Consider the following 24,188-nt stretch of genomic DNA (forward strand, 5'->3'; position numbering starts at 1 on the left):
GCTGATGAGGTGTTCGGCTTAGGTGTTCGGCGGCGCGCCGGGTGGGGCGCGTCGGCGGGCCCGGTGGGGGCACCGGTGGTGACGACCGTGGTCCTCGTCGTCGTCACCACTTCCGGCTCCCCATCGGGAGCGGCGGTGACCAGTGACGACGACGAGGCTATCCCCTCCTCCCGCCGGCGACCCGCGCCGCCACCACCGCGGCCACGGCGGGCAGCAGCAGCGCGGCCGGGAGCCGCCGACGGGTGGGGCCGTAGGTGCTCGCCGTGGTCGTCCTGCTCACGGCGGCAGCTGGAGCGAGCTGCAGCCCGGGGTGAGCTCACACACGGCGCCCGCGCTGAGGACGGGCATGCCCATCGAGAGCGTCAAGCCCATCTGCGGATCGGCGAGGAGTTGCGGGATCAGGTTGGGGATGATGTCGGTGACCAGGGTCGCGATGCTTCCGGCGAAGCCGGTGACGCTGTCCATGGATGTCTCCCTCTCGGTGGTATCGGGACCGGTTAGGTCAGGACGGGAAGCCGGCCGGGAGCGGCACGGCGGTGGCGTCCGCGGTGACCGGGTTCCACACGTAGACGGTGGACGCGTAGGTCGCCTCCGCGTTGGGTTCGCCCTCCTCGGGCTCCTGCTGGACGCGCAGCTCCACGTGCAAGTCCGACTCGCCGCCCAGGAGCACCCGGCTGTCGCCGTCGGGCTGGGTGGCGGTCTGTTCGCCGCGGTGGAACAGCACGACCTGGGTGGGCGAGGTGCCGGTCCCGTCCTTGGTCTCGAGGAACAGGTAGCCGAGGTTGCCGCAGACGTTGCCCTGCTCGCCCACCGACCACTCGGCACCCTCGATGGGGTGCGGGGTCTCCTCGGCGATCGCCTCGTCGTCGATCGCGCAGTCGGCCGGCGGCGGGGCGAGGGAGCTGGTGTCGATCGCCGATGCGGCGGGGGCGCCGGCAGCCACGAGGCCGGTGGCGAAGACGGTGGCGGCGACGGCCCTGGAGGTGGTCCTGACGGCCATGATGCGGGTCCTCTCGTCGAAGGTGATGTCGGCGGGGATGCTGACGCCGGTGATGGTGGCACCGGGCGGGGGGCCGGGCAATGTTCCAATCGTGATGTAACGGGCTCACTTCCGCAGTCTCAGAGAGGGAAACAGGGCGTGGCCTGCATCGGTGGCCGATCCGGCGGAGGGGATGGAGAACTTCTTCATGTCGCTGACCGTGGCGGCAGGAGGTCGCTCGCACGACGGCCGGGCGGAGGGGAGTCCTCAACGCCGCACCCAGAAATCGGCTACTCCGCCGCCGGGTCGGCAGCCCCTGTGAGGGCCGCGGATCCGGCGGTGGAGTCGCCGATTTCGGGGGAGGTGGGTAGGCGGGACGGCCGTTACAGCCCCATGTCCTTGGCGATGATGGTCTTCATGACCTCGTTGGTACCGCCGTAGATGCGGTTGACGCGGTTGTCCGAGTAGAGGCGCGCGATGGGGTACTCGTTGATGAACCCGTAGCCGCCGTGCAGCTGCAGGCAGCGGTCGATCACCTCGGCCGCGACCTCGGTGCAGAACACCTTCGCGGACGCCGCCTCTGCCGGGGTCAGTTCGCCGGCGTCGAGGGCCTCGAGGGCGCGGTCGGCGACGGCCTGGGCGGCGTCGACCTTGGCCTTGCACGCGGCCAGCTCGAACTTGGTGTTCTGGAACGAGGCGACGGGCTTGCCGAACACGGTGCGCTGCTGGGTGTACTCCTGGGCGAAGCGCACGGCGGCCGCGGCCTGGGCGTAGGCGCCAAAGGCGATGCCCCAGCGCTCCGACGGCAGGTTCTGGCCGAGGTAGTTGAAGCCCCTGTTCTCCTCGCCGAGCAGGTCCTCGACCGGCACCTTGACGTCCACGAAGGACAGCTCGGCGGTGTCGGAGGTCTTGAGGCCCACCTTGTCGAGCTTGCGGCCGACCGAGTAGCCCTCGAGGGAGGTCTGCACGGCCAGCAGGGAGATGCCGAAGCGGCGGTCGTCCTCGCGGGGGGCCGAGGTGCGGGCGCACACGATCATGCGGTCGGCGTGGACGCCGCCGGTGATGAACGTCTTGGCCCCGTTGAGGATGTAGTGGGTGCCGTCCTCGGACAGCTTCGCCGTCGTCTTCATCCCCGCCAGGTCCGAGCCGGTGCCGGGCTCGGTCATGGCGATCGCCCACATCTCCTCGCCGGAGACGAACTTGGGGAAGTACCGCTGCTTCTGCTCCTCGGTGGCGAGCATCTTGAGGTACGGAAGGCACAACGCCACGTGGACGTTGGAGCCGCCGAAGGTCACGCCGGCGCGGGTGAGCTCCTCGGTCTGGATGGCCTCGAACTTGTGGGACTCGAGCCCGGCGCCGCCGTATTCCTCGGGGACGGTGATGCCGAAGGTGCCGAGCTCGGCGAGCTTGTAGTAGAACTCGCGCGGCACGATCCCGGCCTCGTACCACTCGTCGTAGTGGGGAACGACCTCGGACTCGATGAAGGCGCGGAGCGTCTGGCGGTAGTCCTCGTGGTCTTGCTCGAACACAGTGCGGCGCACGGGTGAACCTCTCCATGGGTGACGCCCCGGCAGGGGCGCGATCGACGTCTATACAGGCGCGATCGTACAAGGCCGTGGCCCCGCTGCCGACCGAAAACGGATCGGAGTCCTCTTCGTCCCCCCGAGCTCGGCCGGGGCTACGAGGCCGGGTGGCGCTCCGGTGTGGCGGCCCGGCGGGTGTGTCGACGGGCCTCGTCGGACACCGTGCCGCCGTGCTTGAGCGCACTGGCCGTGTCCAGGGAGAACCACAGCTCTCGGATCAGGCGGAGGAACAGGTGGAGCGGTGACATCGAGATCCCCTCCCAACGGGGTCGCACGGAGCGAAACTTTACAGGTCTGTATACCTGTGCGGACAACCTACGTATACAGACCTGTAAAGTCAAGGGGTATGAGCGCCACCGACCTGCCCGATCTCACCAACCTGACCCCCGGCGCGCAGCGCATCCTCGACGTCGGGTCCGTGTTGTTCTACGAAAAGGGGATCCACGCGGTCGGGGTGGACACGATCGCGTCCGAATCCGGGGTGACCAAGCCGGTCCTCTACACGAACTTCGGGTCCAAGGACGGCCTGGTCGTGGCGTACCTGGCGAACCGGCACAGGTGGTGGTGGGGGCTCCTCGAGGAGGAGGTCGCGCGCGCGCCGAGCCCCCGTGCCCTGGCCGTCTTCGACGTCTACGCCGCCGACCACGGCAACAGTCACCGCGGGTGCGCCTTCCTCAACGCCGCGGCCGAGTTGCCCGCCGACCACCCCGGCCACGGCGTCATCCGCTACCACAAACACGCGGTGTACGCGCTGCTCGACGAACTCGTCCGGGAGGACGTGCCCGCCGACGTTGACCACGAGGCGCTGGCGAACCACCTCTTTCTCCTGGTGGAGGGGGCGTTCGCGCACCGCCCCGTCTACGGCACGGGCCTGGTGGCGCAGGCGCGCGGGATGGCCGCCGAGCTCCTGGCGGGCCGATCCGCACCACCGGGGACGCGATGACCGCCGACCGGATGCGAGCCCGCGCGTGGGCGGGCATGGTGGGGTCATGAGCAACGACACGAGCATCACCGTCGAGCGCGTGATCGATCACTCGGCGGCCGAGATCTTCGAGCTGCTGTCCAACCCGGAGAACCACGACCGGCTGGACGGCTCCGGCTTCGTCCGCGGCGACTACAAGTCCGACCGCATCCAGCAGGTCGGCGACGTGTTCACCATGGACATGGTGGGCGACCACATGGGCGGCGAGTACAAGACCGACAACCACGTGACCGGCTACGTCAAGGACAAGCTGCTCGCCTGGCGGACCGCGCCGGCGGGCACCGAGCCGCCCGGCTGGGAGTGGGTCTGGGAGCTCGAGCCGCAGGGCTCCGACTCGACCCTGGTGCGCCTCACCTACGACTGGTCCAAGGTCACCGACAAGGCGATCCTCGAGAAGGTGTCCTTCCCGCTGGTCTCCGAGAAACAGCTCGAGGACTCTCTGGGTAATCTCGCGGTGGCGCTGGCGGGCTGACGCGGTTCCCCCGCGACCGCCGGGCCGCGGTGCCCGGGGGCGGCCGGGCTCAGTCCCCGATCTGCACGCCCTCGAAGATCGTCGTGACGTCCTCCTCGAAGGACGGGTCCACGGGCGCGGTGGACTGCGCGGTCATGGTGTAGGTGGTGGAACCGGAGGCGCCGGGGACCACGATGATCTGAACGGAGGCCGGGCGCTCGGGCACCGCGCCCATCGCGGGCGCGGTGTACTCGGCGATCATCGACAGGTGGCCGCAGATCGTGCCCTCGGTGGTGGTGATGTCCTCGATGCCGAAGCCCTGGCGGATGCCCCTGAGCTGGGCCTCGAACGCCGCGTCCACGTCCGCGTCGGCCGGCTCGGCGGTGACGACGACGTTGGGCACGAACTGCCCGGTGCCGATCGAGGGGTTGCGCAGCATGAGGCGGATCATCTCCGAGTCCGTCCGCGTGGTGCGTTCCCAGTCCTCCGGCAGCGGGATCTCGACCTGCGGCTCGCCGTCGCGGGCCTCGACCGCGACGGTCGGCCCGTCGACGTCGGCACACTCGCCGTTGTCCCCCGCGCCGGCGCCGCTCCCGCCGGCGCCGTTCCCCTCGCCGGCCTCGGCGCTGGCCGTGACTCCGGGGGTCTCGTCGCCGGCGGTGACCGGGGTGTCGTCGGCCCCGCCGCAGGCGGTGAGGGCGAGCAGAGGCAAGAGCAGGACGGCGGGCAGCGTGCGGAGCGACATGGTGGGGGAGCCTAACGGTGCCGGGGTCACACATGGGCGCCCTTCTTCCCACGGTCGCGTGTTCGGCTCGCGTCCGTATGGTCGGGGCATGACCTCCTCGCCGACCGCCCCGACGCTCGGCGCCCGGTACGCCGATGAGTTCCCCGAGCTGGCACTGCCCTGGACCGCCGCGGAGGTGGCCGAGCCGCGGCTGCTCGTGCTCAACGAGCCGCTGGCCGCCGAGCTGGGGCTGGACCCCGCAGCGCTGCGCGGCGCCGACGGCGCCCGGTTCCTCGTGGGCAACGCGGTGCCCGACGGTGCGCGGCCAGTGGCCCAGGCCTACGCCGGCCACCAGTTCGGCGGATACTCGCCGCGGCTCGGCGACGGCCGCGCGCTGCTGCTCGGCGAACTCACCGCCCGGGGTGACGAGGGCCGGACGGGTGAGGAGAGCCTGCCCGGACTGCGCGACCTGCACCTCAAGGGCTCGGGCCGCACGCCGTTCGCGCGCGGCGGAGACGGCCTCGCGGCGGTCGGCCCGATGCTGCGCGAGTTCGTCGTCAGCGAGGCGATGCACGCCCTCGGCATCCCCACCACCCGCTCGCTGGCAGTGGTGGCCACGGGCACGCCGGTGGTCCGCGAGACGATGCTGCCCGGCGCCGTCCTGGCCCGCGTGGCGTCGAGCCACCTGCGCGTGGGCACGTTCCAGTACGCGAGGGCGCTCGCGGCGGGTGAGGACGGCGACGACGACCTGCTGCGCCGCCTGGCCGACCACGCCATCGCCCGTCACCACCCCCACGCCGCCGGCGCCGATAACCCCTACCTCGCCCTGTTCGCCGCGGTGCTCACCGCCCAGGCCGAGCTGGTGGCGCGCTGGATGCACGTGGGGTTCGTCCACGGGGTCATGAACACGGACAACACCACGATCTCCGGCGAGACGATCGACTACGGCCCGTGTGCCTTCATGGAGGAGGTGGACCCGCGGACGGTGTTCAGCTCGATCGACACCCAGGGCCGCTACGCCTATGGAGCCCAGCCGCCGGTCATGCAGTGGAACCTCGCCCGCTTCGCCGAGACCCTGCTGCCCCTGGTCCACGAGAACCAGGAGGAGGCCATCCGCCTGCTCACCGCCGAGCTCGAGACCTTCCCGGCGCACTACACCGCGGCGTGGACCGCGGGCATGCGGCGCAAGCTCGGGCTGGGGGAGGAGGTCGACGACGAGGTGGCGCGACCGCTCATCGACGCCCTCGCGGAGAAGCTGGCCGAGCACCACCCGGACCACACGCTGTTCTTCCGCCGACTCACCGAGGTGGCACGCGGCGACACGACGGATGTCGAGGACGGCTTCGGCGACTGGGCGCGGCGGTGGCGCGCGCTCTCCCCGGACGCGCGCGTGATGGAGCGCGCGAACCCGGTCTACATCCCGCGCAACCACCTCGTGGAGGAGGCGTTGGACGCGGCCACGGCGGGCGACCTCGGGCCGTTCGAGGAGCTCCTCGTCGTCGTCACCGATCCCTACACCGAGCGGCCGGGGCTCGAGCGTTACGCCCGCCCCGCGCCGCCCGGTGGCGCGCCGCACGTCACCTACTGCGGGACCTGACGCCCCGCGTGGCGGCGTGGCTCAGGGGACGATGCCGATCGCGTTGCACCCGGGGGCGAACTCGCAGGCCGAGCCGACGCCGAAGAGCGGGGCGGGCCGCCGCCAACCTTCCGCGGCCGCCATTGACCGAATGGTCAGTCAGCACCTAAACTGACCGAGTATTCAATCAGCATGGCGAAGGGGTCGATGTGCAGGGAGAACGCAAGGGCGGGGCCGAACGGATCCTCGACGCGGCGCTCGTGCGCTTCGGCGACCGGGGCGTCGCCGCGACGAGCCTCAAGGAGATCGCCGCCGAGGCCGGGGTCTCGCAGGCGCTCATCGTCCATCACTTCGGCAGCAAGGACGGCCTGCGCCGCGCGTGCGACGCCCATGCGGCCCGGCTCCTGCGCCGGAGCAAGGAGGACTCGATCGACGCCGGGCCGCAACTCGACCCGCTCATGGCGCTGCGAAAGATCGAGGACGGCCGACCGCTGCTGCGCTACTTCGTCCGCACCCTCACCGAGGGCGGGGAGCACGTCGACGAGCTCGTCGACCAGATGGTCGCCGACGCCGAGGAGTACACCGCCCGCGGCGTCGAGGAGGGGATCTTCAAGCCCAGCGCCGTCCCGCGCGAGCGCGTGGTGACCCTGGTGCTGTGGTCGCTCGGGACCCTCGTCCTGCACGAGCACATGCACCGCCTGCTGGGCGTGGACCTGCTCGCCGACGACCCCGGCCCCGAGAACCTCGCGCCGTACCTGCGGCCGACCATGGAACTGTTCACGCACGGACTCCTCGAGCAGGGCGCCTACGAGCAGTTCACGCGACTGTTCGACACCACGAACGTAGAGGAGCGCTGATCCCATGACGGACGCACCCGTGATCTCCGCCCGGGGGGTGGTCAAGACCTTCGGCACCACCCGGGCCCTCGACGGCCTCGACCTCGAGGTGGCACCCGGCGAGGTCCACGGCTTCCTCGGGCCCAACGGCGCCGGCAAGTCCACCGCGATCCGCGTCCTGCTGGGGCTGCTGCGCCCCGACGCCGGCGAGGTGCGCCTGCTCGGCGGCGACCCCTGGGCCGACGCCGTGGCGCTGCACCGCCGACTCGCCTACGTGCCCGGCGACGTCGCGCTGTGGCCGAACCTCACCGGCGGCGAGGTGATCGACCTGCTCGCCCGACTCCGCGGCCCCCTCGACCGCACCCGCCGGGACGCGCTCTGCGAGCGCTTCGGGCTGGACCCCACCAAGAAGTCGCGCACCTACTCCAAGGGCAACCGCCAGAAGGCGGCGCTGATCTCGGCGCTCACCTCGGACGTCGAACTGCTGCTGCTCGACGAGCCGACCTCCGGACTCGACCCGCTCATGGAGGTGGAGTTCCAGCAGGTGATCCGCGAGGCCCGGGACGAGGGCCGGACGGTGCTGCTCTCGAGCCACATCCTCGCGCAGGTCGAGGCGCTCGCCGACCGCGTCTCGATCATCCGGCAGGGCAGCACCGTCGAGTCCGGCAGCCTCGAGGACATGCGGCACATGACCCGCACCACGATGGTCGCCCGCCTCGACGGGCCGTGGGACGGGCTCGCGGCCACGCCCGGGGTGCACGACGTGCGGGCCGAGCACGGCGAGGTCCACTTCCAGGTGGACGGCGACCGGGTGGACCACGCCGTCCGAGCGCTGGCACCCCTCGGCGTGCGCTCGCTCGTCGCCCACCCGCCCACGCTCGAGCAGCTCCTCATCCGCCACTACGGCGACGCCCCGGAGGCAGCCCGATGAGCACCGCGGCCGCGCGAATCGCACCAGCGCAGACCGCGACGGTGGGCACCGGGCTGGCCGGCACCGGCACGCTCATCCGCTTCTTCCTCCGCCGGGACCGGATCACGCTGCCGGCCTGGCTCGCGGGCCTGGGCCTGTACGTGCTCTACGTGGGCGCGGCGCTGCCCACGCTGGCGCCCGAGCCCGAGGACCTGCAGGCGCTGGCCCCGCTGTTCAGCCAGCCCGTCGGCCGCATGTTCACCGGACCGGCCTTCGGCATGGACGCCCCCACGTACGAGCGGCTCTTCGCGAGCGGCTACGCCCTCTACCTCTTCCTGCTCGCGGCCCTGATGAGCATTCTGCTCGTCACTCGCCACACCCGGCTCGAGGAGCAGTCCGGCCGCGCCGAGCTCATCCGCGCCAACGTCACCGGCCGGAACTCCGCGCTCACCGCGGCGCTGCTGGTCGCCGTGCTCGCCAACGCCGGGGCGTTCGTCGTGGTGGCCGGGATGTGCCTGGCCACCGGCTTCGCGGCCGGCGGGTCGGTCCTCGTGGGCCTGTCCACCGCCCTCACCGGCCTGGCCTTCGCCGGCATCGCCGCCGTCACGGCGCAGCTCAGCGAGTTCTCGCGCACTGCGGCCGGCATGGCGGGGATCGTCCTCGGCGCCGCCTTTGTCCTCCGCGCCCTCGGCGACATGGCGGCGGTCGGGGGCACCGCGTTGTCGTGGGCCTCTCCGCTGGGGTGGGCCGCGCAGACCGCCCCGTACGTCCACGACCGGTGGGCGCCCCTCGCGCTGCTCGTCGGCCTCGCCGTCGTCACCGTCGCCGCCTCCTACCTGCTGCTCGCCCGCCGCGACTTCGGCGCCGGCGCCGTCGCCCCGCGGCCCGGGCCGCCGCACGCGGGCCGCGCGCTGGGCACGCCGGTCGGCCTGGCCGCCCGGCTCCAGCGCGGCGCCCTCCTGGCCTGGGGCGCGGCCATCGTGGCCGTGGGCGTGGTGGACGGCGCGTTCGCCCAGGAGATGCTCGGGGCGGCCGACGGCATGCCCCCCGAGCTCCGAGAGATGTTCGGTACCCAGGGGCTCCTCGACGGCTACGTGGCGTTCCTCGGGAAGTTCGTCGCGATCATGGTGGCCGCGTACGCGGTCTACGCCGTGCAGTCGCTCCGCGAGGAGGAGGCCCGTGGGCGGGCCGAGCTGGTGCTGGCCACGGGCGTGGGTCGGGTCGCCTGGCCGGCCTCACACGCGCTGGTCGTGGCCGCCGGGGTGGTGCTCGTCACCGCGGCGACCGGCCTCGGCACGGGACTGGCGGCCGCCGCGGTCATGGGCGACGGCGGGGTCGTGGGCGACGTGCTGATCTCGCACCTGGCCACGATCCCGGCGCCCCTGGCCGTCCTCGGTGCGTGCGTGGCGCTGTTCGCCTGGGCGCCGCGGCTCGCCGCGCCGGTGGGCTGGGCGCTGGTCGCGCTCACCGGTGTGGTGACGGTCTTCGCGACGCTCCTCGACCTGCCCGAGCAGGTGCAGGCGCTCTCGCCGCTGTACCACCTTTCCGACGTGCCGGTCGAGGAGTTCGCACCCGCGCCCTTCCTGGCCGTCACGGCCGTTGCCGCGCTCGCCGTGGCGATCGGCCTGGCCGGGATGCGGCGCCGGCAGATCGGCGGGTGAGGCGGCCGCGCCTCCCCCGCCGCCTCTGTGCCGCCGCTGCTCAGAGCCCGGCCGAGAGCGGCCCGGGATGATGGCCCCTCCGATCGACCATAGGGGTCGTGAGCTGCTTCACATTCCACGCCCGTGGCGGGTCGCGGCTCGACGGGGACCGTCCCGGTCTGGGTAGGGTGTGCGCCGCGACGGCCCGGCCCGGGCTCGCTCTACGGCCGGAGAGGAGACAGGTGCGCGCACGACGGACGGCCCCCGCCGCGGGGCTCGCGCTGGTAGCGCTGGCGGTGGCCGGGTGCTCGGCGGCGGAGGCGCCGCTGCCCGTCCTCGACTCCGACGCCCGCCCCACCGACGCGGTCAAGCGGGAGGTCAACGCCTCGGTCACCGAGATCGTGGGCACGCTCACCGCGCACGATGCCGAGGCCAGCCGCACCCTGGTCGCCGGCGACGACTACGGACCCTGTGAGGAGGGTGGCCGCGGCGAGCGCGTGGGATACGACTTCGGCGCCATCTGGCTGGAGTCGCCGAGCTTCGCCCGGGACTGGGACGCGCTCGCGCCCCGCGTGGAACAGGCCGCGCAGCGCCACGGCTACACGCTCGCCGAGGAGCAGCCCGCCGCCGACGCCGAACGCACCCTGGTGTTCCGCAACCTCGACGCGGACCGCGTCGAGGTGGCCGTGACTCCGACGAGCGTCGGTACCTCGGCCGGCTCGAGCTGCTTCCCGCCCGCGGACTAGGAGCCGGCCTCCATCACGGCGATCGCGTCGATCTCGACCGTCGAGCCGTAGGGCAGGTCGGACACGCCCACGAAGGTCCGGGCGGGCCGCGGCTCGGAGAACACCTCGAGGAACTGCTCGTTGGCCTCCTCGCGGAGGGTGATGTCGGTGACGAAGTAGGTGAGTTTGACGACGTCGTCTGGCGTCGCCCCCACGGTGGCCAGTCGCTCGGTCATCCGCTCGAACGCCGCCGCGAGGGCCTCGTGGCGGCCCTCGACGGGCTGGAAGTCGAGGTCCACGGACAGGGCGCCGGAGACAAAGACGTGGTTGCCGCTCCGGAACGCGGGGCTGTAAGGATGCTGGGAGTCGGGGGCGGTCATGCCTCCCACCGTAGGTCACCCCTGCGGTCGGGGAGGAGGGTGCGCGGGATGAGTGTCACCGAGATCGTGATCTCCGGCCCCGTCGGCGGCGTGGTGCTGGTCAACATGGTGGGCGCGGTGACCGCGGCGCTGGGGGCGGCGAGCCTGCTCATCGGCTCGGTGGTGTGACGGCGCCGGGGCCGTCGCCGGCCTCAAGCGCGATGTCCAGCCACAGCACGGTGCGGCCGGCGGGGTGTTCTCCGTGATGCTCGGGGGATTCGCTCACTCGCGCACCCCTCCCGCGGCGCCCCGGCTGCGGCCGGCTCGCGTCGTTGCAGGTGGGGGCGCAGACACGCCGGGCGGCGCGGGAGTCCGGCGGCGCCACACGCCGGCCGAGCCGCACGATGTGAGCGAAACCCGCCCACATGCTGTGCGAGACCGGATCGGCATTCCGATTCGCACACCGGGGAGAGCCCGATTCGCGCACTCCGGTGGCGGGCACCGGTGGCCGGGTGCTGATCCGGGCCGCGTGTGTGGCGCTCCTGGTGCGCGTGTGGCACAGGGTGCGGCGAGGTCACGTCCGAGGGGTGCGCGAGTGAGCGAAAACCCGGAGCCTCCGGATGACGACGAGGGGCGGCGGTCGCCCCCGGCGCCGGTCAGCCCTTGACCAGGCCGCCGTCCACGATGAGGTTCTGTCCCGTCACCGCACGCGCCCACGGGGAGGCGAAGAACACCACCGCGTCGGCGAGCTCGGCCGGCTCGGTGGCGCGCCGCAGCGGCGTGCCGGAGGCGATGAGGTCGAACACCTCCTCGGGAGTGGCCGCGCTCGCGTCGGTGGTGCGGAGCAGCCCGCCCGAGACCATGTTCACCGTGATGTTGTCCAGCCCCAGGTCGGTGGCCAGCGTGCGCGTCAGCCCTAGCGCGGCGGCCTTGGCGGCCGTGTAGTCGTGGTACGGCACCACGGGATGCTGGACCAGGTTGGTGCCGATCGAGACGATCCGCCCGTAGCCGGCCTCCCGCATGCCGGGCAGGGCCGCCTGCGTCGTGGACATCGTGGCCTTGAGCGCCCCGCGCAGCTGCGCGTCGAAGTCCTCCCAGCGGATGTCCTCGACGGAGGGCCGGGCGTCGCCGTTGAACGAGAAATCCACCAGCGCGTTGTTCACCACGGTGGTGACCGGGGCGCCGAACCGCTCGCGCGCCTCGGTGAACAGGCGGCGGACCTCGTCGTCGTCGGTCACATCGGCCTGCACCGCCACGGCCCGGTCCTCGCCGACCTCCGCGACCAGCGCGGCGGCCGCGTCTGCGCTGCGATGGTAGTTGACGACGACCCGCGCGCCCTCGCGGGCGAAGGCCCGCACGATAGCGGCGCCGAGCCCACGGGCCCCGCCGGTGACCAGAACGATCTGCTCGTCGATACGCATGTCTCCCACTTTCCGTCCGGGGCGGGCAGGGGGCACGGGCATCGCCTCGACATCCCTTCGCCGGCACGACCCGGATCAGGTTCGACGGGTGTGATCTCAGCCGCCCGGCTGGGCGGCACCCCGTGTCACGGACCACCATAGCCAGGGCGGGCTCAGCCCGGCGGCCGCTGTTCCACGATCAGCGTCGGCTGGCACGGCGCGGGCCCCGCGGCGCCGCCGTGGGGGCGGCACGTCGGGTGTGACCGACCTCATGCCGGGGTTTCCCCGCGCGCGGATCGGGTGGTGATCCGAGGGGTGCGCTGGCGATTCGCCGCGTCGGGCGGCTCCGCGGGACCCGGCAGGACGCGATCCGAGCGGCCCCGCGGCTTGCATCCCCCCTCCCCGCCGCTCCTAGGGTCGTCCGGGTCCGAAGCACTACCCCGAGACCTTCGTAGGAGGTCCGCGAAGTATGCAGCAGAAGACCGTTCAGATCCTCGCCGGCGCGTTCCTCGCCGGAGGTGTGGCCGCCGGCGGCGCCACGGCCGGCACGCCCGTCGCCGAGGCCGCGAGCCCGGCCGCCTGGGACCAGGTGGCGCAGTGTGAGTCCGGCGGGGACTGGCACATCAACACGGGCAACGGCTACTACGGCGGCCTGCAGTTCGCCGCCCAGACGTGGACCGGCTTCGGTGGCGACCAGTACGCCCCGACCGCCGACCAGGCCTCGCGCGAGCAGCAGATCGAGATCGGTGAGCGCGTGCTCGCCGGTCAGGGTGCCGGCGCCTGGCCCAACTGCGGCGGTCCGCTGCACTGATCACGGCCGGTCACGAAATCCCGCCCGCCCGGGCGAGGGGCAGGAGGAGCGCCCGCTCCTGGCCACCACGTCGTCGGTGGCGGTCGTGCCCAGCCGGTCGTGAACGTGGGCGCGCTATTCCAGGGAGTTGCCCGGGTTTTCGCCCATGAGCCAGGGTCGCGCTGGCCGCTGCCTCCGTCTGTTGTGCGCGCGTCGCTTCGTCACGGGGCCGACGGCAGCAGCCGCGGCCGTCACCTGTCGCGCGGTGGCGACGTCCCCGTCGTCTCGAACAGGTCCACCCACTGCTCCACGGTGAGCCGGCCGGGGAGCGAGCCCGGCGCGGCACCGACCCGCCGGCACCACGCGTGGGCCTCCCGGGGCCGGGAGGCCAGACGGGTGCGGACGAGGATCTCCGCGATGCCGCGGCCTCTACCCGTGTAGACGCGGTGCACCATGGTCTGGTAGCGCTTGCGTTCGTCGGGTGCCACGAGCGGCTGCGCCCGCCGGTGCATGACCAGGATCCCGCCGTCGACCCCGGGGCGCGGCCTGAACGCCGCGGACGGGACGCGTCGCCCGAGGGTGAACTCGACCCACGGCGCCCACTGGGCCGTCATCATGGTGGCGCCGCCTACCCCCGCCCTGCGCCGCGCCACCTCCCACTGGACGAGCAGGACCGCGTCGGTCCAGCCCGGTGCGTGGAGGAGCCGCCGCAACAGCGCGGTGGTGAGGTGGAAGGGCAGGTTGCCCACCACGACGTGCGGTGTGGCGGGGAGGAGGTACCGCAGCGCGTCGGTGTGTATGACGACGAGTCGGTCGCCGAACCGGCGGTGCAACCGCGCGGCGAGCCGGCCATCGATCTCTACGGCCGTCGTGGGGCGGCCGAGGTCGAGCAGTGGCGTGGTCAGCGCGCCGTCGCCGGGGCCGATCTCGACGATCGGGCCGGCGGTCTCCGCGACGCGAGAGACCATGTCGGCGATGACGTGTGGGTCGGTGAGGAAGTTCTGGCCGTGTTCGTGCCGGCCGTGGGAATGCGTGGGCATCGTTGATCGCTCCGCGAGAGGTGTCGGGAGCCGGGCATGCCGGAGAGCCGCCCGGCCGGGGAACCGGGGCGGAGAGACCGTGAGAAGTGGTCCGCCGCCTTAGCGGCTGGAACGCAGCCGCAGTGAGCCGACTCCGGTGATCAACATGAGAGGAGAGTAGCACCGGCGGCGGCGTTGGATCAGCGAGACGAGCTGGTCCGCGACGTCCGCGGGCAGAAGCTGGAGCGGATGGCGGCGCGGTACGGCATTGGCCGCCGCGTCGCGGGCCCTCCAACCGGATGAGGTGTCCGAGAAGACGACTACCCTCCACAGGGTGAGCACCGCCGAGTCCGTCTACTCCGCCCTCGTCCGTCGCGAGGGCTCGCGTGCGGGCGACCTTCCGGAGCGGGTCGAGCGGGACATCCCCCGCAACGGGCTGCGCCTCGTCACGGCCAACACGCTGCAGTCCTCCGGCGACCAGACGGTCAACGCCTCCACGGTCCTGCCGTGGCTCTTCCATGCCCTCGGTGTCCCGGCGGCGCTCGTCGGCCTGCTGGTACCGGTCCGGGAGTCGCTGTCGATGCTCCCGCAGGCCTTCCTCACTCCGCTCGTATTGCGGGTGCGGCACCGCAAGTGGGTGTTCGTGGCCGGCGCCGGCGTCCAAGCCGCCGCGGTGGCGGTAATGGCGGCGATCGCCGCGCTCGGCCACGGCCTCCCCGCCGGCATTGGGATCCTCACGGCGCTCGTGGTGTTCTCGCTCGGCCGCTGCCTGTGCTCGATCGCGTCCAAGGACGTCCAGGGCCGCACGATCCCCTCCGGCGAGCGCGGCCAGATCATCGGCCTGGCCACCTCGGCGGCGGGCCTCGTCGCCGTCACCTTGGGCCTGGGTATCCGGGTGCTGGGCGGGGACGACCTGCGACCCGGCTTCCTCGCGCTCCTGCTGACCGCCGGCGCGCTGCTGTGGGTGCTCTCGGCCACGGTGTACGCGCAGGTCACCGAGCCGGGGGAGGAGGCAGCGGCGGCGGGCCAGGGCCGGGAGGGAAGTGACGACGACGCGGGCGGATCCTGGTTCGGCGAGGTGATACGGCTGTTCCGTGAGGACGCCACCTTCCGCCGCTTCGTCACCGTGCGCGGGTTGATCCTCGTGTCGTCCCTCAGCCCGCCGTTCCTCGTCTCGATGTCCGTGGGCGCGGGAACCGGGGCACTGGCCGGCCTGGGCGGGTTCATCCTCGCCTCCGGCATCGCCTCGCTCCTCGGGGGCCGGATCTTCGGCCGGCTCGCCGACCGGTCGAGCAGGCTGCTCATGGGGTGGGCCGCCGCGGCGGCGTCGGCGGTCGCGGTGATCATCGTCGCCGTCGTCTCCCTCCCGGCCTTCGACGGTGGCTCCGCCGCCGGCACCGCGTTCTTCGTCGCCGGCTACTTCGTGCTCACGCTGCTGCACTCCGGCGTGCGGGTGGGACGCAAGACCTACGTCGTGGACGTGGCGGAGGGCGACCTGCGGACCACCTACGTCGCCGTGTCCAACTCGGCGATGGGGATCATCCTGCTGGCCGTGGGCGGGATCAGCTCGCTCATCGCACTCGCGGGCGCCCAGTGGGCACTGGTGTTCCTCGCCGCGCTGGGGTTCGTGGGCGCCGCGTCGGGCCTGCGGATGCCGGAGGTCTCGGGCCGCGCGCGCAGCGGCTCCAACGGTTGACCGGACGCCGCCCGGCGACCTCGCCGAGGGCATGTGGCCCGCGGGTCTCCGCCGAGAAGCTGTCTCCTTCTGCCTCCATGGTTCCAGGGTGCGAGTGCATGATGAAGTGACCGTGACAACGGCACGGGCGACGACGAGGAGGCCACATGACCGCGGAACAGACCACCCTCGGAGATTTCCGGGCCCGCCGCCTGGACGGGGTCGAGCAGGACCTCGCCGAGTACGCCGGCCGGGTCGTCCTGGTGGTCAACACCGCCAGCAAGTGCGGGTTCACGCCGCAGTACCGGGGTCTGCAGGAGCTGTACGAGCAATATCGCGACCGCGGCCTGGTGGTGCTGGGCTTCCCCTGCGACCAGTTCGCGCACCAGGAGCCCGGCAGCGACGAGCAGATCGGCGTGTTCTGCGAGCGCAACTACGGTGTGGAGTTCCCGATGTTCTCCAAGATCGAGGTCAACGGCTCCGGCGCGCACCCGTTGTACCGCTGGCTCAAGGGCCAGAAGTCCGGTCTGCTGGGTGGGCGGATCACGTGGAACTTCACCAAGTTCCTCGTGGGGCGCGACGGCACGGTGGTCGCCCGCTTCGGGCCCAACCGGAAGCCGGAGAAGCTGAGAGGCGCCGTGGAGGACGCACTGCGGGGCTGACCTCCGGGCCGCTCACCTGGCAGAACAGAGATCGGCAGAGGTGAAGAATTGTGCCGGTGTGTGACCCGTCAGTAACATAATGCGCGGTACTCCGCCCGACCCTGGGAGCAACATGTCCATCCGCCGCAGCCGCCTGGCCACCGCCGGCGCCCTCGCCGCCGCCCTCGTCCTCGGCTCCGCCGCCCCGGCGCCGGCCCAGAGCGACGACCTCGACCCCGCCTCGCTCGGCCTCGACCCCGAGACGATCGTCGAGATCGCCGGCTCGCTGCCGGTCGGCTCGACCGCCGACCTCCTGGGGTCCGTGGGCTCGGCGGACGTCCCGCTCATCGGGGCCGGTTCCTCGAGCCCGCTCCACGGCACCCCGAGCGAGGTCGACGAGTCGATCACCGAGACCACGTTCCTCCGTGCAGAGAAGAGCGGTTCCTACGAGTACTGGTACATCAACTCCGCCGCCATGCAGCGCGAGGTCGTCGTGGAGGTCGTCCCCTCCCGTGGCGAGAGACCGGCGCCGGTGCTCTACATGCTCGACGGGGTCGACTCGCCGGCCACCTCCGGCTTCAAGAGCAGGGCCAAGATCGATAAGCGTGAGGCGTTCGAGGACGTCCATGTGGTGACCCCGACGCGGGCGTACGCCGCGTACTGGACGGACTGGGAGCAGGACGACCCGACGCTCGGCCGCAACAAGTGGGAGACCTTCCTCACCGAGGAGCTGCCCGACATCGTCGAGGCCAAGCTCGCGACCAACGGCAAGAACGGCATCGGCGGCATCTCCATGGGTGGCCAGGCCGCCATGCACCTCGCGGCGACCCACGACCTCTACGACGCCGTCATGTCCTTCAGCGGCTACTACTCGACCATGGACCAGCTCGGTTACCAGACCATCCGTCTCACCGTGGAGACCCGCGGCGGCGACGTGCAGAACATGTGGGGCCCGTTCCGCAGCGAGCGCTGGCGCGAGAACGACACCATCGCGCACCCGGAGGGGCTCCGCGGCAAGAAGGTGTACTTCAATGCCGCCAACGGTGAGATCGGTGCGGACGACCTCACCGCGTACAGCGACCCCGCCGCGATCCCGGTCGGGATCGTGCTCGAGCGCGGCGTCCTCGAGGGCACCAAGGACTTCGAGCGTGTGCTCAAGGCGAAGGATATCGACCACTTGGCCGAGTACGCCGACACCGGCCTGCACAACTGGAACACCTTCCTCGAGAAGTTCGACGACGGGTTCAACTACATCAAGCCGGCGCTGCAGGGCTGAGCACGCGCGAACGCCCGGCCACGGCCTCCGCCCGCCGCCCGAGGTAGCTGCCGATCGCGTCGACCGCGCGGTCGAGCACCTCGGCGTCGGGCAGGCACACGATCCGGAAATGGTCCGGCTCGGGCCAGTTGAAGCCGCTGCCGTGCGTGACGAGGATCCGCTCGGAGCGAAGCAGGTCCAGGACCAGTTCCTCATCGGAGTCGATGCCGAACAGCTCGCGGTCCAGCCGGGGGAAGCAGTACAGCGCTCCGCGCGGGGCCACGCAGCTCACGCCGGGGATCTCTTCGAGCCGCTCCGCGGTCAGGGCCAACTGGCGTTCGATCCGGCCGCCGGGGTCGATCACCTCGTCGTCGGTCCACGGCGAGTCCTCCGCCAGCGCCACCGGGATGGCGTGCTGGCCGGGCACGTTGGAGCACACCCGCATGTTGCTCAGCAGGGTGATGCCCTCGAGTAGGTCGGCGGCGGCGCCGAGCGGTCCGGTCACGGCGAGCCACCCGGCGCGGAAGCCGCACACGCGGTACGCCTTGGACAGGCCGCCGAAGGTCAGGCAGAGCACGTCCTCGCCCGCGGCGAGCGCCGCGTGGTGGTGGACGGCGTCGCCGAAGATCAACTTCTCGTAGATCTCGTCGCTGAGCAGGATCAGCCCGTGTCGGCGGGCGATGTCGGCCATGCCACGGACGGTCTCGGCGCTGTACACCGCGCCCGTGGGGTTGTTGGGGTTGATCAGGACCAGCGCCCTGGTCCGCGGGGTGACCTTGGCCTCGATGTCCGCGAGCGAGGGGTTCCAGCCGTTCGCCTCGTCGGCGAGGTAGTGAACGGGCACGCCGCCGGTGAGGTTCACCGCGCCGGTCCACGTGGGGTAGTCCGGCGCGGGCACCAGGATCTCGTCGCCCGGGTCCACGAGCGCCTGCAGGACGAGCGTGATGAGCTCGCTCACCCCGTTGCCGAGGAACACCTGGTCCGCGGTGATCCCATCGACGCCGCACCGCAGGTAGTACTCGGCGACGGCCTCGCGGGCGGGCCGGATACCGCGCGAATCCGAGTAGGCCTCGGCGGGCCGGATGGCGCGCACCACGGCGTCGACGATCTCCTCACGGGCGTGGAGACCGAAGGGATACATGTTGCCCAGGTTGAGCCGGAGCACGTCGTGCCCGGCGGACTCCAGGCGCATCGCCTCGGTGAGGACCGGGCCGCGCACGTCGTAGCGGACGTCGCGGAGCCGGCGGGACTGGCGGTAGGTGTGCATGCCTCCCAGGACACCGGAGAAGTGGAGCGTCAGGAAGGTCCACTTCCGTCAGTTCTGAGAGACCACTTTCAAGGCCCGCCGCGCCGGGTGCGTCAGACGGTGGGCCCCTGCTGCTCGACGATCTTCTCGGATTCGCCGGCATCGCGGCCCGAGGCGCGGGCGGAGCTCAGCCGCGTCTCGTGCGCGGCCCGGATGATCTCGGAGTACCTGTCCTTATGGTCGAGCAGCTCGTCGCGGTACTTGGGCGCGACGTCTTCGGCCTTGCGCGTCCAGGTGTCCATGAGCTCCTCGGCGCGCTCGCGGTCGGCGTCGGAGACGTCCTCGCGCTCGACGAGCTTGGAGTAGCGGAACGAGTAGCGCTCGGCGTTCTGCAGTGCCCGCAGCGCCTGGCCCTTGGGGCTGAGCAGGGAGAGCGCCACGGTGATCGCGAGGATCACCATGATCACGATGAGCGAGATCGTGGTGGGGATCTCGGCGACGGGCACGTTCTCGCCGTCGTTGATGAACCCCAGGTTGTTCTCGTGCAGCGCGTGCAGGATCAGCTTGACGCCGATGAACCCGAGGATGGCCGCCAGCCCGTAGGACAGGTAGACGAGCCGGTCGAGCAGGCCGTCGATGAGGAAGTACAGCTGCCGCAGGCCCATGAGCGAGAAGGCGGTGGCGGCAAAGACGATGTACGGCTCCTGCGTGAGGCCGAAGATCGCGGGGATCGAGTCGAACGCGAACAGCAGGTCGGTGGCGCCGATCGCCACCATGACCAGCAGCATCGGGGTGAGCACGCGCTTGCCGTCGATGCGGGCGAAGAGCTTGTCGCCGTGGTACTCGTCGGAGGCGGGGAGGACCTTCTTGGCCGCGCGGACCATGATGTTGTCCGCGGCGTCCTTGTCGTCGTCGCCGCCGGTCATCTCGCCCTTGAGCTGCTGGCCGGCCACGAGGAGCAGCGCGAGGCCGAAGAGATAGAACACGTCGGACCAGGCCGCGATGATCGCGGCGCCGAGCAGGATGAACGCCGTGCGGGTGATGAGCGCGAAGGTGATGCCGAAGAGCAGGACCTTCTGCTGGTACTCGCGCGGCACCTTGAACGACGCCATGATCACGAGGAACACGAAGAGGTTGTCGACACTCAGCGCCTTCTCCGTGATGTAGCCGGCGTAGTACTCGACGGCGTGCGCGCTGTCGCCCACGGCGAAGAACAGCAGGCCGAACAGCAGGGCGATGCCCACGTAGATCGCCGACCAGACGGCGGCCTCGCGGATCGTGGGCAGGTGCGCCTTGCGCACGTGGAAGATGTAGTCAAAGGCCAGCAGGCCCACGATCGCGGCGATCGTGAATCCCCAGAGCAGCGGCGTGATCTCCATGAACGGAGGAATCCTTTCGTGCGAGACAGGTGGGGACGACGAATCCCCGTGAGTCTCTCCGCCCGCATCGCCCGTGGTCGGGCTGCGGACCGCTGCGCCCGGCGGACCTCGTCGGCCCACGTGTTGACGTCCACAGCGTGTGGATACTCCCCCACTGTCGAGGAATCGTACACCTCTCGCCGGCCCTAGGCTGGGCCCCATGGTCCGCACCGCCCGCGCCGCGACGCTCGCCCTGGGGACGACGACGAGCTCGGCCGACCTCGTGGAGCAGATCGTCGCGAGGATCGCCGACGGGGCGCTCGCCGACGGGGACCGCCTGCCCTCGACGCGGGCGCTCGCCGCGCAGACCGGACTGTCCCGCGGCACCGTGGTGCGCGCCTTCGACGAGCTCGCCGCGGCGGGATTCGTCGAGGCCGCCCACGGCTCCGGCACGCGGGTCAGCCCGGGAGCGGCGCAGGCGGCCCGCGCCGGCGCGCGCACGCGGGGACGGGGGCCCGCCTCGTCGTCGTCACCGGACCCGGGGGCCGCGGGGAGTGCCGAGCCGCCGACCCCGACCCCGCGCACCGGCCGCTCCCCGCACGACCTCCGCCCCGGCACCCCCGACGCCTCCCTGGTGGACGAGCGGGCGTGGCGGGCGGCGATGCGGGCCGCCGCGGCGCAGGGCCTGTCCGGCCTCAACCCGTGGGAGGAGCCGAGCCCCGCGCTGCGCGCCGCACTGGCCGCCCACCTGCGCCGTCACCGCGGGATCGCCGACGCCGACCCGCTGCTGTTCGACAGCTCGCGCTCGGCGATCGCGGCCCTGTGCGCGGCGTTCGTGGCCGAGCACGGCGGCAGCGGCGAGCGCGTGCCGTTCCACCACGAGGACCCCGGCTACCGCGGCGCCCTGCTCGTGGCCCGGGAGCAGGGGCTCGACGTGCGCCTGCACCCCGCGGAGCCCGACGGCCTCGACGCCGCACGGCTCGACCCGGACGCGCTGGGTGACGGCCCCGCGATCGCGTTCGTCACTCCCGCCCACCAGTACCCGCTCGGCCACCGGATGAGCGTGGACCGGCGGGTGGCGCTCGTGGAGTGGGCGCGGCGCACCGGCTCGCTGGTGATCGAGGACGACTACGACGGCGAGTTCCGCTACGGCGTCGCCCCGCTGCCCGCGCTCGTCACGCTCCCCGGTGCCGAGGGGCACGTCGCGTACGTGGGCACCTCGTCCAAGTCCGTGGCCCCCGACCTGCGTGTGGCCTGGTGCCTGCCGCCGGCGTCACTGCGCCGCGAGGTGCAGCGGTGGCTCGCGGTGCACCGGCGCGGGCCGTCGACGATCCCCGCCGAGGCGCTCGGCGCGTTCATGGGCGCCGGCGCGATGGACCGGCACCTCGCCCGCGCCGGCCGGGTGTACGCCGACCGGCGCCGGCGGCTCGTGGCGGCCCTCGCGGACGAGTGCCCGGGCCTGGCCGTGACGGGTGTGGAGGCCGGCCTGCACCTGTGCGTCCTGCTGCCGGACCGGGACGACGACGAGGTGGTCCACGCCCTGTCGCGGGCCGGGTGGGAGACGCGGTCGCTGAGCAGCCAGTCGAGCGCGTTCCCGGTGTCGGGCCTGATCCTCAACTACGCGCGCCTCGGCGCACGGGACGCGCGGGAGTTCGCGGTGGCGCTGGCCGGGGTACTCCGCTGACGCGACGTCAGAGAATGCGGGTGGGGTCTCCTGCGGGGTCGAAAGACGAAGCACCGGAGGAGCCGGCAGCCGTCAGCACGATCGCCCGGACCGCCATGAGGATCGTCAGGCCCGCGCCCCAGCCGACGATCGAGAGGAACAGGCCGACGCCGCCCTGGCTGATCTCCGGAACGGCCAGGTCCACGCTGAACGCGGCCGTGAACCCGCCGGCCGTGCCCGCCGCGGCCGCCAGGCCACCGGCGACGACCGTCCGGGACCAGTGGGCGGCCAGGAAGCAGGCGCCGACCGTGGTGATCCCGCAGGCGACCACCTGCCACGTGGGGAAGGACGTCGGGGCGGGCAGGCCGGGACCACGCACCTGGCCGTCGTGGTCGGCGGCCGTCCAGCTGAGCCAGACCGCGCAGGAGAGAAAGCCGAGGACCAGAGCGAGGAATCCGGTCGCCCACATGCCCAGTCCACCCCGGGGCGCGTCGACCTCCCGCTTCCGGACGGTGGCGACCACCCCCGCGGCGACGGCCATCGGTACCACCACGAAGATCCCGAGGTTGGTCACCAACTGCTCGGGCGAGAAGTCGAAGGGCGCGGACATGGCAGCAGCGTAGGGCAGAGCACGTGTCGGGGGTAACGATGAGGCAACGCCGGTGCTCGTCCCGCCGCCCCGTGTCCCGTGCGGCTCTACGCTTCTGGGGACCGTCGCCCCCAACCCTCGAGGTGCTGACATGTCCGCGGACGCCATCGGCTTCGCCCTGTTGATCCTGGGTCTGGCCCTGCTCATCGGCAAGATGATGCGGGTCGGGTTCGGCTGGGTGCAGTCCCTGTTCCTGCCCAGCTCGATCCTCGGCGGGGCGCTCCTGCTGCTGCTCGGGCCGCAGGTGCTCGGCAAGTTCGACGGGCCGTGGGGCGAGAACGGACTGTTCACCGAAGCGATGGTCGACGTGTGGTCCGCGCTGCCGGGCCTGCTCATCAGCGTGATCTTTGCGACGATGTTCCTCGGTCAGAAGCTGCCTACCCTGAAGAGGGCCGTCAAACTCGTCGGCCCGCAGCTCTCCCTCGGCATGGCCTTCGGGTCGGGCCAGTATGTGGTGGGCCTGCTCCTGGCGGCGCTGGTGCTGGTGCCGATGTTTGCGGCCCAGCCCATGACGGGCGCGCTCATCGAGATCGGCTTCGAGGGCGGCCACGGCACCGCGGCCGGCATGCGCGGGGTGATGGAGGACCTGGGCTTCGGTGAGGGCGCGGACCTGGCGGTCGGCCTGGCGACGGTCGGCATCGTCGGCGGCGTGGTGCTGGGCATCGCGCTCATCAACTGGGGCGTGCGTACCGGCAAGACGGAGATCCTCAAGGGCGACGCCAAGATGTCCCTCGCCGAGCAGAGGGGCCTGTTCCGCAAGGACGAGAACTTCTCGGCCGGCACCATGACCTCTCGGCCGGCCTCGCTGGAGCCGCTCTCGCTGCACATGTCGCTCACGGCGCTGGCGGTCCTCCTCGGCTGGCTGATCCTCGAGGGACTGCGCTGGGTCGAGCAGCAGACCTACGCGTCGGTCATGCTCGACGACAACACGCCGCTCGAGATCTTCGCCTACGTCCCGCTGTTCCCCATGGCTCTGCTGGGCGGCGTGATCGTGCAGTTCGCGGCCGTCAAGGGCGGCTTCGACCACCTCATCGACGGCGCCACCATGCAGCGTATCCAGGGTCTCGCGCTGGACTTCCTCATCGTGGCCGCGATCGGCACGCTCTCGCTCACCGCGATCGGCGAGAACCTGGGCACGTTCATCATCCTGTCGGTCGCCGGCATCGTGTTCAACGTCACACTCTTCCTGCTGCTCGCGCCGCGGATCATCGGACGCTACTGGTTCGAGCGAGGCATCGGTGACTTCGGCCAGTCCATGGGCGTCACCGCCACCGGCCTCATCCTCATGCGCGTCGTGGACCCGGAGGCCAAGAGCCCGGCGTTCGAGACGTTCGGCTACAAGCAGTTGGTCTTCGAGCCGTTCTTCGGCGGCGGCCTCGTCACCGCGCTGGCCGTGCCGATCATCTACCTCTCGGGGCCGTGGCCGATGGTCGGCGTGATGTCGGTGGTGTTCCTCATCGCGGTGCTCAGCGGGCTGTTCTACTTCCGGCCGCGGGAGATGAAGGACCGGCGCCAGTGGAAGGAGAACGGCGGCCACGACGCGGAACCCGAGGGCGACGACGAGGCCCGCGCCGCCAGCCCGGATCCGGCCTAGGCGAGGTCCCGGCGCGCCCCGACTCGCGTGTACGACGCTCCGCGGTTTCGCTCACTCGCGCACCCGCTGGAACCCGAGCTGCGGCGGACCCGCCCGGAAGGTGGGCCGTCACCAGCGACTTTCCCGCCGCGTG

General features: G+C 71.9%; 25 protein-coding genes and 1 riboswitch. Of the genes, 13 read left to right on the plus strand and 12 right to left on the minus strand.

Translation table 11 applies throughout. The features are described from left to right. Positions 1-157 precede the first annotated feature (157 nt). The 5 genes from ACH0BZ_RS04695 to ACH0BZ_RS04715 all read right to left on the minus strand — a co-directional run bounded on the left by ACH0BZ_RS04695 (position 158) and on the right by ACH0BZ_RS04715 (position 2,810). Positions 158-280: a hypothetical protein gene (locus tag ACH0BZ_RS04695; RefSeq protein WP_406896813.1), complete on the minus strand. Its 123-nt coding sequence runs from the start codon at positions 278-280 to the stop codon at positions 158-160. Beyond that, complete coding sequence (locus ACH0BZ_RS04700) at positions 277-465, minus strand: hypothetical protein (protein ID WP_406896814.1); 189 nt, start codon at positions 463-465, stop codon at positions 277-279. The genes ACH0BZ_RS04695 and ACH0BZ_RS04700 overlap by 4 nt, the downstream gene beginning before the upstream one ends. 37 nt (positions 466-502) lie before the next feature. After that, positions 503-1,081 carry an LppP/LprE family lipoprotein gene (locus ACH0BZ_RS04705; RefSeq protein ID WP_406896815.1) on the minus strand — a complete coding sequence of 193 codons (579 nt, stop codon included), beginning with the start codon at positions 1,079-1,081 and terminating at the stop codon, positions 503-505. A 281-nt stretch (positions 1,082-1,362) separates the two neighbouring features. Beyond that, positions 1,363-2,520: an acyl-CoA dehydrogenase family protein gene (locus tag ACH0BZ_RS04710; RefSeq protein WP_406896816.1), complete on the minus strand. Its 1,158-nt coding sequence runs from the start codon at positions 2,518-2,520 to the stop codon at positions 1,363-1,365. A gap of 137 nt (positions 2,521-2,657) precedes the next feature. Next, on the minus strand, positions 2,658-2,810 hold the full coding sequence (locus tag ACH0BZ_RS04715; protein WP_406896817.1) for a hypothetical protein: 153 nt from the start codon (positions 2,808-2,810) through the stop codon (positions 2,658-2,660). A 98-nt stretch (positions 2,811-2,908) separates the two neighbouring features. Between ACH0BZ_RS04715 and ACH0BZ_RS04720 the strand changes: the two genes are divergently transcribed. After that, positions 2,909-3,505 carry a TetR/AcrR family transcriptional regulator gene (locus tag ACH0BZ_RS04720; RefSeq protein WP_406896818.1) on the plus strand — a complete coding sequence of 199 codons (597 nt, stop codon included), beginning with the start codon at positions 2,909-2,911 and terminating at the stop codon, positions 3,503-3,505. Positions 3,506-3,551: 46 nt separating this feature from the next. Then, positions 3,552-4,016, plus strand: coding sequence for an SRPBCC family protein (locus ACH0BZ_RS04725; RefSeq protein WP_406896819.1), 465 nt, complete (start codon positions 3,552-3,554; stop codon positions 4,014-4,016). Positions 4,017-4,065: 49 nt separating this feature from the next. Here the strand turns inward: ACH0BZ_RS04725 and ACH0BZ_RS04730 are convergent, their stop codons facing one another. Then, complete coding sequence (locus ACH0BZ_RS04730) at positions 4,066-4,740, minus strand: hypothetical protein (RefSeq protein ID WP_406896820.1); 675 nt, start codon at positions 4,738-4,740, stop codon at positions 4,066-4,068. 88 nt (positions 4,741-4,828) lie between these two features. Here ACH0BZ_RS04730 and ACH0BZ_RS04735 point away from each other — a divergent pair, with 88 nt between their 5' ends. The 5 genes from ACH0BZ_RS04735 (at position 4,829) to ACH0BZ_RS04755 (ending at position 10,427) form a co-directional block, all read left to right on the plus strand. Next, positions 4,829-6,316 carry a protein adenylyltransferase SelO gene (locus tag ACH0BZ_RS04735; protein WP_406896821.1) on the plus strand — a complete coding sequence of 496 codons (1,488 nt, stop codon included), beginning with the start codon at positions 4,829-4,831 and terminating at the stop codon, positions 6,314-6,316. Positions 6,317-6,504: 188 nt separating this feature from the next. Then, the gene (locus tag ACH0BZ_RS04740) at positions 6,505-7,152 is read left to right on the plus strand and encodes a TetR family transcriptional regulator (protein ID WP_406896822.1); all 648 of its coding nucleotides are present in this window, start codon (positions 6,505-6,507) and stop codon (positions 7,150-7,152) included. A gap of 4 nt (positions 7,153-7,156) precedes the next feature. Beyond that, entirely contained in the window at positions 7,157-8,062 is a 906-nt protein-coding gene (locus ACH0BZ_RS04745; RefSeq protein WP_406896823.1) for an ABC transporter ATP-binding protein, read from the plus strand. Then, positions 8,059-9,702 carry an ABC transporter permease gene (locus ACH0BZ_RS04750; RefSeq protein WP_406896824.1) on the plus strand — a complete coding sequence of 548 codons (1,644 nt, stop codon included), beginning with the start codon at positions 8,059-8,061 and terminating at the stop codon, positions 9,700-9,702. The genes ACH0BZ_RS04745 and ACH0BZ_RS04750 overlap by 4 nt, the downstream gene beginning before the upstream one ends. Positions 9,703-9,923: 221 nt before the next feature. Then, entirely contained in the window at positions 9,924-10,427 is a 504-nt protein-coding gene (locus tag ACH0BZ_RS04755) for a hypothetical protein (RefSeq protein WP_406896825.1), read from the plus strand. On the opposite strand, the gene ACH0BZ_RS04760 is transcribed toward ACH0BZ_RS04755, so the two are convergent. Together ACH0BZ_RS04760 and ACH0BZ_RS04765 are read right to left on the minus strand one after the other, a co-directional pair. Next, positions 10,424-10,786, minus strand: coding sequence for a RidA family protein (locus ACH0BZ_RS04760; protein ID WP_406896826.1), 363 nt, complete (start codon positions 10,784-10,786; stop codon positions 10,424-10,426). The genes ACH0BZ_RS04755 and ACH0BZ_RS04760 overlap by 4 nt on opposite strands. 635 nt (positions 10,787-11,421) lie before the next feature. Continuing rightward, the gene (locus ACH0BZ_RS04765) at positions 11,422-12,186 is read right to left on the minus strand and encodes a 3-oxoacyl-ACP reductase (RefSeq protein ID WP_406896827.1); all 765 of its coding nucleotides are present in this window, start codon (positions 12,184-12,186) and stop codon (positions 11,422-11,424) included. Positions 12,187-12,221: 35 nt separating this feature from the next. Further along, a riboswitch (TPP riboswitch) is annotated at positions 12,222-12,319 on the minus strand. A 315-nt stretch (positions 12,320-12,634) separates the two neighbouring features. Here ACH0BZ_RS04765 and ACH0BZ_RS04770 point away from each other — a divergent pair. After that, a complete protein-coding gene (locus ACH0BZ_RS04770; protein WP_406896828.1) occupies positions 12,635-12,976 on the plus strand; it encodes a transglycosylase family protein in 342 nt (113 codons plus the stop codon). 230 nt (positions 12,977-13,206) lie between these two features. On the opposite strand, the gene erm is transcribed toward ACH0BZ_RS04770, so the two are convergent. Continuing rightward, complete coding sequence (gene erm / locus ACH0BZ_RS04775) at positions 13,207-13,995, minus strand: 23S ribosomal RNA methyltransferase Erm (RefSeq protein ID WP_406896829.1); 789 nt, start codon at positions 13,993-13,995, stop codon at positions 13,207-13,209. Between the two features lie 313 nt (positions 13,996-14,308). On the opposite strand from erm, the gene ACH0BZ_RS04780 reads away from it, so the two are divergent. The 3 genes from ACH0BZ_RS04780 to ACH0BZ_RS04790 all read left to right on the plus strand — a co-directional run bounded on the left by ACH0BZ_RS04780 (position 14,309) and on the right by ACH0BZ_RS04790 (position 17,566). Continuing rightward, positions 14,309-15,670 carry an MFS transporter gene (locus ACH0BZ_RS04780; protein ID WP_406896830.1) on the plus strand — a complete coding sequence of 454 codons (1,362 nt, stop codon included), beginning with the start codon at positions 14,309-14,311 and terminating at the stop codon, positions 15,668-15,670. Positions 15,671-15,816: 146 nt separating this feature from the next. Then, a complete protein-coding gene (locus ACH0BZ_RS04785) occupies positions 15,817-16,311 on the plus strand; it encodes a glutathione peroxidase (protein ID WP_406896831.1) in 495 nt (164 codons plus the stop codon). A 112-nt stretch (positions 16,312-16,423) separates the two neighbouring features. Beyond that, complete coding sequence (locus ACH0BZ_RS04790; RefSeq protein ID WP_406896832.1) at positions 16,424-17,566, plus strand: alpha/beta hydrolase; 1,143 nt, start codon at positions 16,424-16,426, stop codon at positions 17,564-17,566. Here ACH0BZ_RS04790 and ACH0BZ_RS04795 read toward each other — a convergent pair. Together ACH0BZ_RS04795 and ACH0BZ_RS04800 are read right to left on the minus strand one after the other, a co-directional pair. After that, positions 17,544-18,812, minus strand: coding sequence for a pyridoxal phosphate-dependent aminotransferase (locus ACH0BZ_RS04795; protein ID WP_406896833.1), 1,269 nt, complete (start codon positions 18,810-18,812; stop codon positions 17,544-17,546). The two genes, ACH0BZ_RS04790 and ACH0BZ_RS04795, sit on opposite strands and share 23 nt — an antisense overlap. 92 nt (positions 18,813-18,904) lie before the next feature. Further along, complete coding sequence (locus tag ACH0BZ_RS04800) at positions 18,905-20,170, minus strand: TerC family protein (RefSeq protein WP_406896834.1); 1,266 nt, start codon at positions 20,168-20,170, stop codon at positions 18,905-18,907. A 199-nt stretch (positions 20,171-20,369) separates the two neighbouring features. Here ACH0BZ_RS04800 and ACH0BZ_RS04805 point away from each other — a divergent pair, with 199 nt between their 5' ends. Beyond that, positions 20,370-21,833, plus strand: a complete 1,464-nt coding sequence (locus tag ACH0BZ_RS04805) for a PLP-dependent aminotransferase family protein (RefSeq protein ID WP_406896835.1) — start codon at positions 20,370-20,372, stop codon at positions 21,831-21,833. A 7-nt stretch (positions 21,834-21,840) separates the two neighbouring features. Here the strand turns inward: ACH0BZ_RS04805 and ACH0BZ_RS04810 are convergent, their stop codons facing one another. Next, positions 21,841-22,422, minus strand: coding sequence for a hypothetical protein (locus tag ACH0BZ_RS04810; protein ID WP_406896836.1), 582 nt, complete (start codon positions 22,420-22,422; stop codon positions 21,841-21,843). 130 nt (positions 22,423-22,552) lie between these two features. On the opposite strand from ACH0BZ_RS04810, the gene ACH0BZ_RS04815 reads away from it, so the two are divergent. Beyond that, positions 22,553-24,055 carry a sodium/glutamate symporter gene (locus ACH0BZ_RS04815; protein ID WP_406896837.1) on the plus strand — a complete coding sequence of 501 codons (1,503 nt, stop codon included), beginning with the start codon at positions 22,553-22,555 and terminating at the stop codon, positions 24,053-24,055. Positions 24,056-24,188: the final 133 nt, after the last annotated feature.

Source organism: Dietzia sp. 179-F 9C3 NHS (assembly GCF_045369825.1).
Taxonomy (GTDB): domain Bacteria; phylum Actinomycetota; class Actinomycetes; order Mycobacteriales; family Mycobacteriaceae; genus Dietzia.

What these genes read in the sequence shown, in the direction of transcription:
- ACH0BZ_RS04700 (WP_406896814.1), bottom strand. Translation starts at nt 465, where the DNA reads ATGGACAGCGTCACCGGCTTCGCCGGAAGCATCGCGACCCTGGTCACC.
- ACH0BZ_RS04715 (WP_406896817.1), bottom strand. Translation starts at nt 2,810, where the DNA reads ATGTCACCGCTCCACCTGTTCCTCCGCCTGATCCGAGAGCTGTGGTTC.
- ACH0BZ_RS04720 (WP_406896818.1), top strand. Translation starts at nt 2,909, where the DNA reads ATGAGCGCCACCGACCTGCCCGATCTCACCAACCTGACCCCCGGCGCG.
- ACH0BZ_RS04725 (WP_406896819.1), top strand. Translation starts at nt 3,552, where the DNA reads ATGAGCAACGACACGAGCATCACCGTCGAGCGCGTGATCGATCACTCG.
- ACH0BZ_RS04730 (WP_406896820.1), bottom strand. Translation starts at nt 4,740, where the DNA reads ATGTCGCTCCGCACGCTGCCCGCCGTCCTGCTCTTGCCTCTGCTCGCC.
- ACH0BZ_RS04735 (WP_406896821.1), top strand. Translation starts at nt 4,829, where the DNA reads ATGACCTCCTCGCCGACCGCCCCGACGCTCGGCGCCCGGTACGCCGAT.
- ACH0BZ_RS04745 (WP_406896823.1), top strand. Translation starts at nt 7,157, where the DNA reads ATGACGGACGCACCCGTGATCTCCGCCCGGGGGGTGGTCAAGACCTTC.
- ACH0BZ_RS04750 (WP_406896824.1), top strand. Translation starts at nt 8,059, where the DNA reads ATGAGCACCGCGGCCGCGCGAATCGCACCAGCGCAGACCGCGACGGTG.
- ACH0BZ_RS04760 (WP_406896826.1), bottom strand. Translation starts at nt 10,786, where the DNA reads ATGACCGCCCCCGACTCCCAGCATCCTTACAGCCCCGCGTTCCGGAGC.
- ACH0BZ_RS04765 (WP_406896827.1), bottom strand. Translation starts at nt 12,186, where the DNA reads ATGCGTATCGACGAGCAGATCGTTCTGGTCACCGGCGGGGCCCGTGGG.
- ACH0BZ_RS04770 (WP_406896828.1), top strand. Translation starts at nt 12,635, where the DNA reads ATGCAGCAGAAGACCGTTCAGATCCTCGCCGGCGCGTTCCTCGCCGGA.
- erm (WP_406896829.1), bottom strand. Translation starts at nt 13,995, where the DNA reads ATGCCCACGCATTCCCACGGCCGGCACGAACACGGCCAGAACTTCCTC.
- ACH0BZ_RS04785 (WP_406896831.1), top strand. Translation starts at nt 15,817, where the DNA reads ATGACCGCGGAACAGACCACCCTCGGAGATTTCCGGGCCCGCCGCCTG.
- ACH0BZ_RS04790 (WP_406896832.1), top strand. Translation starts at nt 16,424, where the DNA reads ATGTCCATCCGCCGCAGCCGCCTGGCCACCGCCGGCGCCCTCGCCGCC.
- ACH0BZ_RS04795 (WP_406896833.1), bottom strand. Translation starts at nt 18,812, where the DNA reads ATGCACACCTACCGCCAGTCCCGCCGGCTCCGCGACGTCCGCTACGAC.
- ACH0BZ_RS04800 (WP_406896834.1), bottom strand. Translation starts at nt 20,170, where the DNA reads ATGGAGATCACGCCGCTGCTCTGGGGATTCACGATCGCCGCGATCGTG.
- ACH0BZ_RS04805 (WP_406896835.1), top strand. Translation starts at nt 20,370, where the DNA reads ATGGTCCGCACCGCCCGCGCCGCGACGCTCGCCCTGGGGACGACGACG.
- ACH0BZ_RS04810 (WP_406896836.1), bottom strand. Translation starts at nt 22,422, where the DNA reads ATGTCCGCGCCCTTCGACTTCTCGCCCGAGCAGTTGGTGACCAACCTC.
- ACH0BZ_RS04815 (WP_406896837.1), top strand. Translation starts at nt 22,553, where the DNA reads ATGTCCGCGGACGCCATCGGCTTCGCCCTGTTGATCCTGGGTCTGGCC.